Below are 14,832 nucleotides of genomic sequence, written 5' to 3'. Positions count from 1 at the left end.
GGCCCGGCGAACGGGGAGCGCCTCGTGATGGCCGCCGGCCGGCGGCGGACGGCCATGCTAAATCACTAATTGGATTAGTAGCAATGAAGGAGTCGATCAGGGGCGCGGCCGAGGGTCGACGACGCGCTGACCGTGGGCAAGGCCGCTCATGCGTCGCCGGTAGGAGCTCGCGTCGATGTGTCCGTGCAGGAGCAGGCCTGTGCACCACCGCTCCTCGGCCTCAAGCGCCGAGCGTCTCCCCCTGAGGCGGGCGAGGGGAGGGCGCCGACTCTGGTAAGTGCCGATCAGTCGGCAGATGTCGTAGAAGATCGCGACCAGGAGCAGGCCGCCGATCAGAATCGCCGGCGCGGCCATGGGGCTGAAGATCAGTTCTGGAGGGTTTCGTGCGTGTCTTTCCGGGTGGCCTGTGCGGAGCGCAGCTCGGCGATTTCCTTGCGGAGCTCGTCCAGCTCGGTCGGGGTCGATGCCGATTCGTTCCGCCGCGAGGGATGCGAGCCTCCTCGCATCATGAGCCACATCATCAGGCCCATGCCGATCGGGCAGGCCAGGAGGAGCAGCGGATACAGAAACTGAGGCATGAGTGTCTCCTCCCGGTGGGTTGTGGGTCGCTCGACGAGCCCACTGCAATCTACTAAGAAGTTTAGATAATGCGGGAAGTCGGCGCCAGTCGCGTGCGGCCGCGTGCGGAAGGTGACGACTTGCTCGCTGTCGCGTTCCGGGGTGGGGGCGGGTGTGGCCGATTGTGGTTCGGTCGGCGATGTCGGTGGTGGGGCCTTCGCGTGCGGGTCGGGCGTGGCATCCTTGCCCTCACTTACTAACGTAATTAGTGTTCTCGTTCACATCCCACCATCGAGGCCTCGCGCAGGGATCACCGGTTGGGAGCCGGTCATCGCGCACCTCTCCGGGCCCCCGGAGGTCTCGGGATGCCATACCGAAGCAAAGGGGGAGCTGTGCGGTCGGGAGAGCCACCACGTCCGTCGCTCTCGGCCGGCGGCGCCCTCGAGGATCTGATGCGCGAGCGGCTCGGCCGGGCATGTGTGTACGTCCCGTCGTGCCGACTGGCTGTGTACCTGGCACTGCGCCGCTGGTGCGCTCTCGGTGGAAGCGTGCTGATGTCGCCGGTCAACGACGACGTGATGCTGTTCGTCGTGCTGGCGGCGGGGCTGCGCCCCGTACTGGCGCCTGTGTCCCCCCGGGACGGGAACATCGACGTCCGCGCGGTGCCGGAATCGACCTGGCGCAGCGTTGACGCCGTCCTGACGACCAACCTCTACGGGATGCCGGACGACGCCGGCGGGCTGCGCACGCGGTGCGACCGCATGGGCATCCCTCTCCTGGAGGACGCGGCACATGCGATCGGCACCACGGTGGGCGACCGCCCGATCGGCACCTTCGGAACGGCCGCGGCCTTCAGCCTGGGCAAGCATGCGGGGGCGACCGGTGGCGGATTCCTGGCGCCGGAGGATCCAGGGGACCGCAAGGCGCTGGAGGACCTGCGCGATGAGCTTCTGGCGCCGCGACAGCTGCGTCAGGACCTGGCGGCCGCCCTGCGTCCTGTCGCGCGCTCCGCGGTACAGCGGCTCCATCTGGTCCGGCCCGTGTGGCGGACCATGTGCGCCCTGGGGCTGTTGGAACGTGAGCACTTCCGTATGGAGCTGCACGAACGGCACCTGCGGGAGGCGGCGGGCCGCAGACCGGACCTGATGGCCTTCGATCGCTGGGTTCGAGTCGATCTGCACGGATACCGCAGGGAGCACGGACGCCTTCTGCGGCACGCGCTGCGGCGGCGGATGAGCGGCCTTGACGCGGACCTGTCCCGGCGCCGTGCGGGGACGAGGCTGCTGGGCGGCACGGTGTGGGCCGCCGCGGGTGTGCGGGGCGCGGTCGCGGAGGGGGTTGAGGACCGCCATGTGCCGCCGCTGTTCCGCGTACCCCTGATGGTGCGCGACCGGGACGGGCTGGTGGCGCGTCTGGAGCGGTGCGGTGTGGTGAGCGGGTATGTGTACGACCCGCCCCTGGACGACTTCGCCGGACCGGAGTTCGTGGAGCCGTCGCCGGCGCCTGAAGCGGCCCGCTGGTTCGCGGCGCACGCGCTGCCGGTGGACCCCCTCCTGGCGCGGAGGATGATGCGGTTGCTGCAACGGGAGGCTCCGCAGCCGGCGGAACCGCTGCCGGCCTCGACGCTCCGCGACGAGGCGCCGGGGGTGTGACCCCAGGCGTCGGCCTCCTCGCCGTCTTCGCTGGGCGGCGGCGAATCCGACGCCTGAGAGACGCCGCTTGCCCTGGTCTGCGGCGATGCGGGCGATGGCGGTCCGCCGACTTGGCGGGGCCGCTTCTGGCGCTGCCGGGACGGGACGATGAGCAGGAGTCGCCCATGCCGGTCAAGCTCGGCGTCTTCTCCGGGCGGAGAACTGGCCTGTTCTCCAAAGCGGCGGGCGGGTCACAGCGGGAGCTGGAAGCTGGTGATGAGTGTCTGGAGCTGGGCGATGAGCTGCCCCCACCAGCCGGTCACCTGCATGACTCCCACCGCCACCAGCAGCACTCCGCCGAAGCGCATCACGGCCCGCGCGTGCCGCCGCGCCCACGTGAAGCGCCGCATCGCGCCGTCGAACGACGCCGCCGCGAGCAGGAAGGGAATGCCGAGGCCGAGGCTGTACGTGAACGAGAGGACGGCCCCGCGCCCGGCGCTCGCGCTGTCCGCCGCCAGGGACAGGACGGCCGCGAGCGTGGGGCCGATGCACGGTGTCCAGCCGATCGCGAAGAGGGCTCCGAGCACCGGCGCGCCCGCGAGGCCCGCGCCGGGCCGGAAAGAGGGGCGCCAGCTGAATCCGGCCGGCGGCAGCTTGTCGAGGAGCCCGGCGAAGACCAGGCCCAGCACGATGGTGAGCGAGCCCAGCACGATGCCGAGCGTGCGCTGGTGCACCAGCAGTACGGCGCCCGCTCCGCCGAACAGCGCGCCGTAGCTGGTGAAGACGGCGGCGAAACCGACGACGAAGAGCAGGCAGCCGACCAGGACGCGCCACCGGGCGGTTCGCCTCGCCGCATCGGTGGCACCCGCGCCGGACATGCCGGCGACGTACGAGAGGTAACCCGGAACCAGGGGCAGACAGCAGGGGGAGAAGAAGGACAGGGCTCCCGCGGCGAGAGCCAGCAGGAGGGCGAGGAGCAGCGGGCCCGCCAGGACCGTCTCCCCGACGCCGGCGGCGAGTGTCACTTGGCCGCACCTCCGCTGTTCTTCTCCGCGGCGATGCCCTTCACCAGCTCGCTCAGCGTGGTGTAGGTCGTCGGGCCGATGATGCGGGCGGCGATTCGTCCGTCACGGTCGATGATCACGGAGCTGGGAACCGCGGACAGCGGGATGCGTCCGTCGAATCCCAGGAGGAGCTTGCCGTCGGGGTCGCGGAAGCTGGGGTACGTGATGCCGTAGTTCCGCTCGAAGGCCTTCGCGGCCGCGTCGTTGTCCCGTGTGTTGATGCCGACGAACCGCACGCCGAGGTCATATGTCTCCTCGGACGCCTTCTTGAGGTCGGGTGCCTCGGCCCGGCACGGGGCACACCAGGAACCCCACACGTTGAGCACGATCACCTTGCCGCGCAGATCGGCGAGGTCCAGTCGGCCGCTGGTGATCGTCTTTCCGCTGAGCATCGGGGCCGCGGTCCGTTTGCCGGGCGGGTACTGGGTGAGTGCCTGACGGGTGCCGGTCGCGTCTGCGTTCTTGGTGTCCGACGAGCCGGATGTCGTACCCGTCCCGCACGCGGTCAGCAGCAGGGCGGCCGCGACCAGGCCCGCCGCCCGCCGCCTGACCTGGAGACGACCCCGTGTGCGGCTGACGCCTCGGTCCGCCGGTGGCACCGCGGGGACGGAATGCGTGCGGCGTGCCGGTGGGGCCACGGCTGCCTCCTTCACGACGGCTTGATCTGAGCTTCTAAGGAGCTTAATAAGTCGCTTGCGGAGCCGTGGATGCGGGGTCTTATGGAGGGGCGCGGGTAGCGCTCGAGTGCCGTGTGGGGGTGAGTGGCGCCCGCTGGTTGCCAGTTACCCCCGGGGTATCCTGCCCTGCCCTGTACGGGCATCCGAGAGCTGTCGTCGATTCGTTCGAGCCGCTCCTGCCGGTCAGTGTGCCGTACTCGTTCATGCTGTACCCCGCCGCGGTCCGGGCCGACCGGCTGCTCGCTCGCCTGCGCGGCGGCCGCAGCACGCGCCGTGGCGTCCGGGAACTCTGCGAGGCCCACGGCATCGAGTACATCAACACCGGCAACGTGAACTCGCCCGAGGTGGCCGCCAGGCTGGAGGCTGCCGACCTCGACTTCATCGTCATCTACTGGTTCGACCAGATCATCCGCGAACGCGTGATCGCCGCCCCCAAGCGTGCGGTGATCAACGTCCACGCCGCCTACCTGCCGCACTGCCGCGGCCTGTTCCCCACCCTCTTCAGCGCCCTGGAGCCGGGCACACCCTTCGGCATCTCGGCCCATCTGATCGAGAACCGGGAGATCGACGCGGGCCCGGTCCTCGCCCAGCGCACCACCGTCCCGCCCGCGGGCCGCAGTGTCCTGTTCAACGACTCCTGGGTCAACCGTGCGGGAGTCGGGATACTGGACGAGGTCCTGTCCGACTTCGACCGCCTCCTCGACGAGGCGCGGCCCCAGCCGGAGGGCGGCTCGTACTACTCCTATCCGGAGCGCAACCACATGGAGCAGGCCCGCCGGACGGGCCTCAAGCTCGTCACGCTGCGGGACTTCCTGTCCGTGGTCCGCGGCACAGGTGCCACGGACGCAGACGGCCACCGGCCCGGCCTCGCGCCGACTGCCGACGTGGATGCCGCACGTCACCAGTAACCGTCGCCCTGCGAACGCCCGGCCGGTGTCAGTGGAGCCCCCGCCACGACACCGGCCGGGCTCTCGGGTTTCACCGATGCGAAGCTTCCCGGCGCGGTGACCCGCGGAGAGAAGGTAGGACACAGCTTCCGAGTGGGCGTTTGATGTTGATGCGCGATGGGTGCAGCGACTCGCTTTGCCGTATTCATCGCCAACGTACACAGCCTGAAATGCCTGGAAGCTCCTCACTGGTGGGCGACTGAGTGCCCCGAAGAGAGCCGGCGCCCCCAGCGCCGCACAAGCTGCCCGGTCTGCCACCTGCGGGCCGATTGCCGCACGCGCGTGAGCCGAGACTGCTTCGACAGGTGCCCGGCGCACTCGTTGTCGTCGTTCATGACGTCCATCCCCGTCCTGTCAGCCGCCGATTGACCGGCCGGACGTGATACAGGCAGCGCAGCAACCACGCCGAGCCGGGGCGACGGAACACGCCGTCCGCGGCACCGGGAGACGCCGGGCCGACCCGCCTGGCCACCTGTCGAGTCACGCCAGGCAGGGCGGGTCGGCGATGAGCGACCGCAAGGGGGCGGTGGGACGGCGGGGAGGGCGCGCGGCAGGAGGAGCCTTCGACTGCCCGGCAGGCTCAGGCCCTTGCAGCCGGACCCCGGGCCTCCTGCGGGGAGGTGCGTCCGGCTTCCGTCCGGCGCCGCCAGGTAATACCTTTGGGGGGTATGAGGCAGCTTGAGCAAGCCGAGGTCGAGCAGGCGTCACCGGGCTACCACGACGACAAGGACGCCGTCCTCAAGCGACTCCGTCGCATCGAGGGCCAGATCCGCGGCCTGCAGCGCCTGGTGCAGGAGGATCAGTACTGCATCGACGTGCTCACCCAGGTCGGGGCGACCACCAAGGCTCTCCAGGCGGTGGCCATGCAACTGCTGGAAGGCCACTTGGAGCACTGCGTGCGCGAGGCCATGGCGGCGGGAGGGGACGTGTCCCGGAACAAGGTCGCCGAGGCTGCGCAGGCCGTCGAGCGGCTGCTGCGCACGTGATCCCGGCCCGTGCTCGGCACGGGGGTGATCACTGGCCGCTCGGCGACTGAAGTACCGGACCGCTGTCGAGGTGGCGGAAGACAGTGGCGGGACTGCGCCGAGCATGGTGGCGATGTCCGTACCGGAATGCTCTGCGTGTACAGCTGCCGGGCGAGCGTTGCCTGCCGCCTGTGGTACCGCGGTACGACGCCCGTGCTCCGGATGGCCCCCGGGTACTACGGGGCGGGCGGCACCCGTGCCTAGCGTGGGCGGTGACGCGGGCCGGCGGGGTCCGTCGGAGTTCTGCCACGGAGGCGCGATGATCGAGGCGTATCAGCTGACGAAACGGTACGGGGAGAAGACGGCGGTGGACCGGCTCGACTTCACGGTCAGGCCCGGTGCCGTCACCGGCTTCCTCGGGCCCAATGGCGCGGGCAAGTCCACGACCATGCGGCTGATCATTGGGCTGGACGCCCCCACCGGGGGCACGGTCACCGTGGGCGGCCGCCGCTACGCGCGGCACGCCGCGCCGTTGCAGGAGGTCGGCGCGCTGCTGGAGGCCAGGGCGGTGCATCCCGGCCGCACCGCCTACGCCCACCTGATGGCGCAGGCCCACACACACGGCATCCCGCGCCGCCGGGTGGAGGAGGTCATCGAGCTGACGGGCCTGGGTTCTGTGGCGAGGAAGCGCGTGGGTGCGTTCTCCCTGGGCATGGGCCAGCGGCTGGGGATTGCCGCCGCGCTGCTCGGCGACCCGGCCACGGTCATCCTGGACGAGCCTGTCAACGGCCTGGACCCCGAGGGTGTGTTGTGGATCCGCAACCTGCTCACCGATCTCGCCGCCGAGGGCCGTACCGTCTTCGTCTCCTCGCATCTGATGAGCGAGATCTCGCAGGTCGCCGACCACCTGATCATCGTCGGCCGGGGGCGGCTGCTCGCGGACACCACCGTCCACGATCTGGTCCGCCAGGCCGGTGGCGACAGTGTGAAGGTGGCAAGCGCCGACCCCGGCCGCCTGCGTGAAGTCCTCGCGGGTCCGGGCGTGGAGATCACCGGCCGTGCGGGCTCCGAGGAGCTGCAGGTCACGGGGCTGTCGGCGCGCACGATCGGGATCAGGGCGGCCGAGGCCGGGATCGCCCTGTTCGAGCTCACCCCCCAGACGGTCTCGCTGGAGCAGGCGTTCATGGACATCACCAGCGACGCCGTCGAGTACCACGGCAGCACCACCCTTGGCCGACGCGCCGCCGGCGAGGCCGACGCCACCGAGAAGAGCGGGAGCGCAGCATGAGCACCGTCACCCAGGCCCCCGCTCCCGACGAGAGCCCCGTGCGCAGCGAGCGGCCCGTCTACAAGGTGACGTCCTGGCGGGTCCTGCGCTCGGAATGGTCGAAGTTCTGGTCGTTGCGTTCCACCTGGATCACCCTCGGTCTGGCGCTGCTGTTCGTTCTGGCCTTCGGGCTGATCGCCGCGGCACGGTACGCGTCCCAGAGCGAGGCGGGCCGGCCCGTGGAGGGGCACTTCGCCGGTGCCACAGCCGTCAGCCTGGCCCTGTTCGGGATCAGCTTCGGCCAACTGGCGCTGGGGGTCCTGGGAGTGCTCGTCACCGCGGGGGAGTACTCCACCGGCACGATCCGCTCGACGCTGGCGGCGGTTCCGCGTCGGCTCCCGGTGCTGTGGTCCAAGGCGGCGGTCCTCGCCCTCGTCGCCCTTGCCGTGGGCGGCGTCGGCGCCTTCGTCTCGTACAAGGCCGGCAGCCATTTCCTTTCCGGCACGCCGGTGGCGCTCTCGCTGTCGAGTGACGGTGTGGTGCGCAGCCTGCTGGGCGGCGGGGTCTACCTCGCCCTGGTCGGGGTGATCGGCATCGCCCTGGGTGCCGTGCTGCGCTCGGTCGCGGGAGGCGTCGCCGTGCTGGTCGCCGTACTGCTCCTGATCCCCGGGCTGGTCGCTCTGCTGCCGAGTGACTGGGAGCAGGACCTCGGGCCGTACCTGCCCAGCAACGCGGGTGAGTCGATGTACGGCCTGTCCCAGTCCTCCGATGCGCTGTCGCCCGGAGCCGGTCTCGCCGTGCTGCTGTGCTGGACGCTGCTGGCGCTGGCCGGCGCCGCCTACCGGCTGATGCGCAGCGACGCGTGACGGCCCCGCCCGGTGCGCCCCGTGTGCGACGCCCTTCGCGGAACTCCTGGAGGTGTCGCTCGAAGGATCACCGATGATGGACAGGTGCCGCCCATGACGACCGTGATGACCGAGGACCCCCTGTGGGGTCACCCCCAGGTCGCGTGGCTGACCCGCGTCGCACGTCGGCTGCGGCGCGTCGACCAGGCCCGCCCCTGGGTGCTGGACACCGCGCTGGTGCTGGCCGCCCTGCTGGTCTTCGGCCTGCTGGACCTGCGCACCGGCCGGCAGCACGTGGCGCTCGTCCGTACGGGGGGCCTGCCCCCGTACGGCATCGTGGCTCTGCAGCTCGGGCTGATCCTGCCGCTGCTGTGGCGGCGCAGAGCGCCTTCAGCGGTCCTCGGCGCCGTCCTGGCGGTCTTCCTGGTGCAGTGGTCGCTGGATGTCTCGCTGCACAGCGACATCGCCCTGTTCATCGCCCTCTACAGCCTGGCCAGGCACGGCAGGCTGCGGCATCTGGGGTTCGGCTGCGCGGCCGTGCTCGCCGCCCTCGGGCTGGCGGCGGTGCGCGTGCCCGTCCCGCTGTCCCCGCTCGTCGCGCTGTTCTTCCTCGGCAGCGCCGCGACCGCCGCCGTCGCCCTGGGCCTGGGCATCCGGCTCGGCTGGGCCTACCTGGTGGCGCTGCGGGACCGGGCGGCCCGGCTGGAGCTGGAACGCGATCAGCGCAGCCGGCTGGCCGCCGCCGCCGAGCGTGCCCGGATCGCACGCGAGATGCACGACATCGTCGGCCACAACCTCGCGGTCATCATCGGGCTGGCCGACGGCGGCGCCGACGCGGTGGACTTCGTCCCTCAGCGCGGCAAGCAGGCGCTCCAGCTGATCGCCGGCACCGGCCGCCAGGCCCTGGGCGAACTGCGCCGCACGCTCGCGGTGCTGCGCGAGGCGCCCGGCCAGGACCCACCGGACGTGACAATGGCGAGCGAACTCAGCCCCCAGCCCGGCATCGCCGGCCTCGACGCGCTGTGCGAACGCGTCCGCGCCGCCGGCCCGCAGGTCCACTACCGCACAGTCGGGCAGCCGGAGGCCCTGGGCGCGGGGATACAGCTCGCCGTCTACCGCATCGTGCAGGAAGCACTGACCAACACCCTCAAGCATGCGGGCACCGACACCAATGCCCGGCTCACCGTCGCCGCCGAAGGCGAGGAACTGCACGTCCGCGTCGAGGACACCGGCCCGGCGGGCGGCCTCCCGCAACCCGCGCACCATCCTCCGACCGACCCCGAGGGCGAAGGGCACGGCATCGCGGGTATGCGGGAACGAGCCGCCCTGTACGGCGGAACGGTCACGGCCGGACCGCGCCCGGGCGGCGGCTGGGCCGTCGACGCCGCCTTCCACCTCACCACGGCAGGCGGGTCGCCGCTGCCGCGAACGGACAGCCCGACATGACGACCGTGCTCATCGTCGACGACCAGCCGCTGCAGCGCCTCGGCTTCCGCATGCTGCTGGAGAACAACCCCGAGACCGAGGTCATCGGCGAGGCCGCCCACGGCGCGGAGGCGGTCCGCAAGACCGCCGAACTACGCCCGGACGTCGTGCTCATGGACGTACGCATGCCCGGTATGGACGGCATCGAGGCCACCCGGCACATCGTCGCCGCCGGCGGCCGCTCCCGCGTACTGGTCCTCACCACCTTCGACCTCGACGAGTACGCCCACGCCGCACTGCGCGCCGGCGCCAGCGGCTTCCTCCTCAAGGACGCCCTCCCGGAGGAACTCCTGGCCGGTATCCGCGCCGTCGCCTCCGGTGACGCGGTCATCGCCCCCGGGCTCACCCGCCGCCTCCTGGACGCCTACGCCCACCAGCTGCCGGGCATCCCGCACGGCCGCGAAGCCGACCAGGATCCCCGGCTGCGTTCCCTCACCGAGCGCGAGCGCGAGATCCTGGTCGCCATCGGCCGCGGCTGGACCAACTCCGAGATCGCCGACCGGCTGGTGCTGTCCCAGTCCACGGTCAAGACCCACGTCGGACGCGTCCTCGCGAAGATCGGCGCCCGCGACCGGATCCAGGCCGTGATCTTCGCCTACGACCTTGGACTGGCCCGGCCCAACACCCCCACCTGACCGCCGGCCCGGCCTTGCTCGCTCCGGCTTGTTCCCTGGCTCCGCCCCTGCGGTGACGCGTTCCGCAGCCTTCCAACGCACCAGAGAGCGACGGAGAACTGGCGTCACGAAGCTCTGAACGTCACAGCGGAGCGGCTCAACGCCGAGGGGCCCGGCCAGCAAGGCCGGGCCCCTCCGATCAGCAGCGTTGTTCTCAGGCCTACTTGAACGACCGCAGCCGCAGGCTGTTGGTCACCACGAAGACCGACGAGAACGCCATCGCCGCTCCCGCGATCATCGGGTTGAGCATGCCGAGGGCGGCGAGCGGCAGCGCCGCCACGTTGTAGCCGAAGGCCCAGAAGAGGTTGCCCTTGATGGTCGCGAGGGTCCTGCGGGAGAGGCGGATCGCGTCGGCGGCCACCCGCAGGTCGCCCCGTACGAGGGTCAGGTCGCCCGCCTCGATCGCGGCGTCCGTGCCGGTGCCCATCGCGAGGCCCAGGTCGGCGGTGGCGAGGGCGGCCGCGTCGTTGACGCCGTCGCCGACCATCGCGACCGTACGGCCCTCGTCCTGCAGCCGCTTGACGACCTCCACCTTGTCCTCGGGCAGGACCTCGGCGATCACCTCGTCGATGCCGACGGAGCGGGCGACGGACTCGGCGACGAGCTGGTTGTCCCCGGTCAGCAGGACGGGCTTCAGGCCGAGTGCGCGCAGTTCGGCCACGGCCTGGGCGCTGGTGTCCTTGATCGCGTCGGCGACGGTGAGGACACCGCGTGCCTCGCCGTCCCAGGCGACGGCGACCGCGGTGCGCCCCTCGGCCTCGGCGGCGGCCTTGGCTTCGGCCAGATCCCGGGGCAGCTCGATGACCCACTCCTTGAGGAGTTTCTCGCGGCCGACGAGCACCGCGTGTCCGTCGACGACGCCCTGGACGCCGAGGCCGGCGATGTTCTCGAAGTTCTCCGGCACCGGCAGACTGCCGGCCCTCCCCCAGCCTTCGGCAGGGGGGACCCCTGTCTCGCTTCGCTCGACGGCCCCGGCCGCGATGGCCTGGGCGATCGGGTGCTCGGAGGCGTGCTCCAACGCACCCGCCAGCCGCAGTAGTTCGCCCTCGTCCGTGCTCGGCGCGGTGAAGACGTCCAGGAGCTGCATGCGGCCCGTGGTCACGGTTCCGGTCTTGTCGAGGACGACGGTGTCGACGCGGCGGGTGGACTCCAGGACCTCGGGGCCCTTGATGAGGATGCCGAGCTGGGCGCCGCGGCCGGTGCCGACCATGAGGGCGGTCGGGGTGGCCAGCCCCAGCGCGCAGGGGCAGGCGATGATCAGGACGGCCACGGCGGCGGTGAACGCGGCGGTGGCGTCACCGGTCACGAACAGCCAGGTCAGCAGCGTGCCGAGCGCGATGAGGATGACCACGGGAACGAAGACCGACGATATCCGGTCGGCGAGGCGCTGCACCTCGGCCTTGCCGTTCTGGGCGTCCTCGACGAGCCGGGCCATGCGGGCGAGCTGGGTGTCGGCGCCGACCCGGGTGGTCTCGACGACCAGTCGGCCGCCCGCGTTGACGGTCGCGCCGGTCACGGCGTCGCCGACGGTCACGTCGACCGGCACGGACTCGCCGGTCAGCATCGAGGCGTCCACCGCCGACGAACCCTCGACGACGGTTCCGTCCGTGGCCACCTTCTCGCCGGGCCGTACGACGAAGCGGTCGCCCACGGCCAACTGCGCTACAGGGATGCGTACTTCCTTGCCGTCGCGCAGTACGGAGACGTCCTTGGCGCCCAGCTCCAGCAGCGCTCGCAGGGCGGCACCCGCCTTGCGCTTCGACTTCGCCTCCAGATAGCGCCCGGCGAGGATGAACGTGGTCACCCCGGCAGCGGCCTCCAGGTAGATGGAGGAGGAGCCGTCCCCGCGGGAGACGGTGAACTCGAAGCCGTGCCGCATGCCCGGCATCCCGGCATGCCCGAAGAACAGCGCCCACACCGACCAGCCGAGCGCGGCGAGCGTGCCGATGGACACCAGGGTGTCCATGGTCGCGGCACCGTGGCGGGCGTTCGTCCAGGCGGCCCTGTGGAAGGGGAGGGCACCCCAGACGACGACCGGAGCGGCCAGCGTCAGTGACAGCCACTGCCAGTTGTCGAACTGCAGGGCCGGCACCATCGCCATCAGCACGACGGGCACGGTGAGCACCAGCGACACGTACAGCCGCTGCCGCAGTGACAGGAGCTCGCCGTCCGCCGCCGGTGCGGCCTCGCCCTCGCTCTCGTCGGCAGTGGCGGACGCAGGCGGGGGTGGCTCCTCGGCGGTGTACCCGGTCTTCTCGACGGTGGCGATGAGGTCGGCGACCTCGATGCCGTCCGCGTAGGAGACCTTCGCCTTCTCGGTGGCGAAGTTGACGGTCGCGGTGACGCCGTCCATGCGGTTGAGCTTCTTCTCGATGCGGGTCGAGCACGAGGCGCAGGTCATGCCGCCGATGGAGAGCTCGACCGCATGGGCGGGCGCGGCTGCTGTGTCGGGGACTGCCTTCTCGGGAGCCGTGCTGGTCATGGGCGTATCTCCAGGGGGAGGCCGGGACGTACGGCGTCCGTATCAGCGGAGCGATACGTCCCGGCGCGGGGAGGAATTCGTGTATCCGAGGCCCGTGGGGCCCGACTGAGCCGTCAGGCGCGGCCGACGAGCTCGTAGCCCGCCTCGTCGACGGCGGCGCGGACGGCCTCCTCGTCGAGCGGGGCGGCGGAGGTGACGGTCACCTCGCCGGTCTGGGCGACGGCCTGGACCGCGGTGACGCCGTCCAGGGCGGAGATCTCCTTCGAGATCGCGCCCTCGCAGTGGCCGCAGGTCATGCCGGACACCTTGTAGACGGTGGTGACACCGACGCCCTGGACGTCGACCGTCGCGCCGGAGCCGCAGGACCCGGTGCCACAGCAGGAGCCGGGGTTCGTCTCAGTGGTCATGGCTTCTTCCTCGGGGGTCTGGATGCGTGGGTCGTTTCCGGGAGGGGCGTCGCTTCCCCGTCCCTCCCGGCAGAGGGCAACGCTATACCCCCTAGGGGTATTCCGCATCTGCGGTGCTGCTCACGCGACCTGTTTGAGGCGAGGCCAACTCGCTAATTTACTTAGTAGGCGCGTCGCGACCGAGGTGACGGTGAGCAGGAACCCGGTGACACTCCGGGACGGTCCCGCCACCGTGACCGGTGCTGCCCCGGGAGTCGGACACTGACCCGTCGTCCTCCTGAACGGCGGGGCGTGTGCACCCCGCGAGGAGGTTCCATGAGTGCTTCGGCGTCTCAACGGACGATCAGAGTGCCTGTCATGTTCGGGTGGAAGGTGCAGACGAAGGCGTAGCGACCAGCCTCGGACGGGGCGGTGAACGTCCCGGAGTCTCCGCCGGAGATGCTCCCGGTGTCGAAGGCGTCGCCATCCGTCGCCGTGACGGTGTGTGCGGCGGAGTCCTTGTTGACCACGGTGATCTGCTGCCCCGGCCGCGCCTCGGGATCCGCAGGACGGAACGCGAAGTTCTCCATCGTGATGCCAGCTGTGTCCGCGGGGGCGGACGCAGGGCTCGATGACGAGGAAGTCGGGCTGGGAGAGGTCGAGGCGGGCTCGTCGGCCCCGTTGGAACAGGCTGTCGCGAACAGCAGAACAGCGGCTGATCCGAGCGCCAACGGGACGGCATGCCTGCGGCGGCGTGTGGGCGACATCGGACCGGTCCCTTCGGACGGGCGCCCGCGGGCAAGGCATGCGCCGGGGGTCGCGGAGTCCGAGCCCGCCCGGGTGCGTGGATCGCTTGGATCCATTGTCTCCATCCCGGAGGCTGAATACGAACCGGCTTCGCAGATTCGGGTGACTACGGTGCTCTGAGCCACCCGCAGGCGGCGCACTGCCGCCGCGCTGCTGCGCAGACCGCCCCTGCTGTTACGCGACCATCATCAGCAGCATCGCGGACATGGTTCCGGCCATGCCGATATGGGCCGTAAGGGCCGCGTCCGGGGCCGCTCCGAGCTTGCGGCGCCGACCGTGGCCCCGGCGCTGCGCCGACTTGGTCTTGTCCCACACCGAGATCGTCAGGGACGCCAGGAACACGAGCACCGTGTCGGGCATGGCGAGCAGCCAGCGCCCCCAGCCGGACCGCGAGCCGGCACCCCGGCCGTCCCGGCTGGTGCCCCGGACCCGCGCCCACACGGACGCGCCGATCGCCAGCAGGAAGTACAGGGCAAGCGCCGCGATCACGAACCGCCACACGGAAGACGACCCCGTGGCGGAACCGGCGTCCACCGCGGCCCTCGCCATGCCCGGCATGTCCATCCCCTCCATGGACTCCATGTCGGCCATCTGCTCCGTGCCCGTCGTGCTCGCCGAGTGTTCCATGCCCGGCATGTTCGCCATGGAGGAGCCACCCAGGGCGAGCACCGGTCCGGACGGCGTACTCGTCATGGCGAGCGTCATGATCACCATACCGGCGCTGCCGACGACGAGGTGCACCCAGTGACGGCCGTGCTTCCATCCGCACGTGCGCGTGTGCTTGACCGCCATCACCACGCCACCGAGCGTCAGGATGCCGAACGCGACCGCCCACCACATGCCGTAGCCCGCATACCAGCCGACCGTCGCGGGCAGCGCCATGGCAGCCATGCACAGGCCCATCAGCAGGTCGCCGCCCGCCGCGAACCGTGTCCAACTGAGCGCCAGAAATCCCATCTTCACCTTCCCGATCGTCCGAGTACGGCTGGCCGTACGGCCGACGCCGCCGCGTCGTACGAGCGCCACGGGCGCCGCATGGGCACC

At 71.0% G+C, this 14,832-nt stretch carries 15 protein-coding genes and 1 riboswitch; of the genes, 7 read left to right on the top strand and 8 right to left on the bottom strand.

All coding sequences use genetic code 11. From position 1 onward, the window contains the following. Positions 1–96: 96 nt before the first annotated feature. On the bottom strand, positions 97–354 hold the full coding sequence (locus RMT89_RS11880) for a hypothetical protein (protein ID WP_007491857.1): 258 nt from the start codon (positions 352–354) through the stop codon (positions 97–99). A gap of 11 nt (positions 355–365) precedes the next feature. Beyond that, a complete protein-coding gene (locus RMT89_RS11875; protein ID WP_007491856.1) occupies positions 366–578 on the bottom strand; it encodes a hypothetical protein in 213 nt (70 codons plus the stop codon). A 372-nt stretch (positions 579–950) separates the two neighbouring features. On the opposite strand from RMT89_RS11875, the gene RMT89_RS11870 reads away from it, so the two are divergent. After that, positions 951–2,210, top strand: a complete 1,260-nt coding sequence (locus RMT89_RS11870) for a DegT/DnrJ/EryC1/StrS family aminotransferase (protein ID WP_315883710.1) — start codon at positions 951–953, stop codon at positions 2,208–2,210. 230 nt (positions 2,211–2,440) lie between these two features. Here the strand turns inward: RMT89_RS11870 and RMT89_RS11865 are convergent, their stop codons facing one another. Beyond that, positions 2,441–3,214: a cytochrome c biogenesis CcdA family protein gene (locus tag RMT89_RS11865; RefSeq protein ID WP_007491854.1), complete on the bottom strand. Its 774-nt coding sequence runs from the start codon at positions 3,212–3,214 to the stop codon at positions 2,441–2,443. After that, a complete protein-coding gene (locus RMT89_RS11860) occupies positions 3,211–3,891 on the bottom strand; it encodes a TlpA disulfide reductase family protein (protein ID WP_007491853.1) in 681 nt (226 codons plus the stop codon). Before RMT89_RS11860 ends, RMT89_RS11865 begins: the two co-directional genes overlap by 4 nt. Before the next feature lie 242 nt (positions 3,892–4,133). Here RMT89_RS11860 and RMT89_RS11855 point away from each other — a divergent pair, with 242 nt between their 5' ends. The 6 genes from RMT89_RS11855 (at position 4,134) to RMT89_RS11830 (ending at position 10,074) form a co-directional block, all read left to right on the top strand. After that, positions 4,134–4,838 carry a formyltransferase family protein gene (locus RMT89_RS11855; protein ID WP_139063523.1) on the top strand — a complete coding sequence of 235 codons (705 nt, stop codon included), beginning with the start codon at positions 4,134–4,136 and terminating at the stop codon, positions 4,836–4,838. Between the two features lie 707 nt (positions 4,839–5,545). Next, entirely contained in the window at positions 5,546–5,863 is a 318-nt protein-coding gene (locus RMT89_RS11850) for a metal-sensitive transcriptional regulator (protein WP_007491849.1), read from the top strand. Between the two features lie 298 nt (positions 5,864–6,161). Continuing rightward, the gene (locus tag RMT89_RS11845) at positions 6,162–7,130 is read left to right on the top strand and encodes an ABC transporter ATP-binding protein (protein ID WP_007491847.1); all 969 of its coding nucleotides are present in this window, start codon (positions 6,162–6,164) and stop codon (positions 7,128–7,130) included. Next, the gene (locus RMT89_RS11840) at positions 7,127–7,975 is read left to right on the top strand and encodes an ABC transporter permease subunit (RefSeq protein WP_007491845.1); all 849 of its coding nucleotides are present in this window, start codon (positions 7,127–7,129) and stop codon (positions 7,973–7,975) included. The genes RMT89_RS11845 and RMT89_RS11840 overlap by 4 nt, the downstream gene beginning before the upstream one ends. Before the next feature lie 93 nt (positions 7,976–8,068). After that, on the top strand, positions 8,069–9,400 hold the full coding sequence (locus RMT89_RS11835) for a sensor histidine kinase (protein ID WP_007491843.1): 1,332 nt from the start codon (positions 8,069–8,071) through the stop codon (positions 9,398–9,400). Then, the gene (locus RMT89_RS11830; protein WP_007491842.1) at positions 9,397–10,074 is read left to right on the top strand and encodes a response regulator transcription factor; all 678 of its coding nucleotides are present in this window, start codon (positions 9,397–9,399) and stop codon (positions 10,072–10,074) included. Before RMT89_RS11835 ends, RMT89_RS11830 begins: the two co-directional genes overlap by 4 nt. Before the next feature lie 199 nt (positions 10,075–10,273). Here the strand turns inward: RMT89_RS11830 and RMT89_RS11825 are convergent, their stop codons facing one another. The 4 genes from RMT89_RS11825 to RMT89_RS11810 all read right to left on the bottom strand — a co-directional run bounded on the left by RMT89_RS11825 (position 10,274) and on the right by RMT89_RS11810 (position 14,745). Next, entirely contained in the window at positions 10,274–12,595 is a 2,322-nt protein-coding gene (locus RMT89_RS11825; protein ID WP_007491841.1) for a cation-translocating P-type ATPase, read from the bottom strand. 113 nt (positions 12,596–12,708) lie between these two features. Beyond that, positions 12,709–13,002: a heavy-metal-associated domain-containing protein gene (locus RMT89_RS11820; RefSeq protein ID WP_007491840.1), complete on the bottom strand. Its 294-nt coding sequence runs from the start codon at positions 13,000–13,002 to the stop codon at positions 12,709–12,711. Between the two features lie 149 nt (positions 13,003–13,151). Further along, positions 13,152–13,287, top strand: a riboswitch (cobalamin riboswitch). A 47-nt stretch (positions 13,288–13,334) separates the two neighbouring features. Continuing rightward, the gene (locus RMT89_RS11815; protein ID WP_078508438.1) at positions 13,335–13,748 is read right to left on the bottom strand and encodes a cupredoxin domain-containing protein; all 414 of its coding nucleotides are present in this window, start codon (positions 13,746–13,748) and stop codon (positions 13,335–13,337) included. Positions 13,749–13,962: 214 nt separating this feature from the next. After that, positions 13,963–14,745 (bottom strand): DUF5134 domain-containing protein, encoded by a 783-nt coding sequence (locus tag RMT89_RS11810; protein ID WP_106432590.1) that lies wholly within the window; start codon positions 14,743–14,745, stop codon positions 13,963–13,965. Between the last annotated feature and the right edge of the window lie 87 nt (positions 14,746–14,832).

This window comes from Streptomyces sp. P17 (genome assembly GCF_032436805.1).
GTDB lineage: Bacteria > Actinomycetota > Actinomycetes > Streptomycetales > Streptomycetaceae > Streptomyces.
This window is presented reverse-complemented; position numbering and strand designations above follow the sequence as displayed.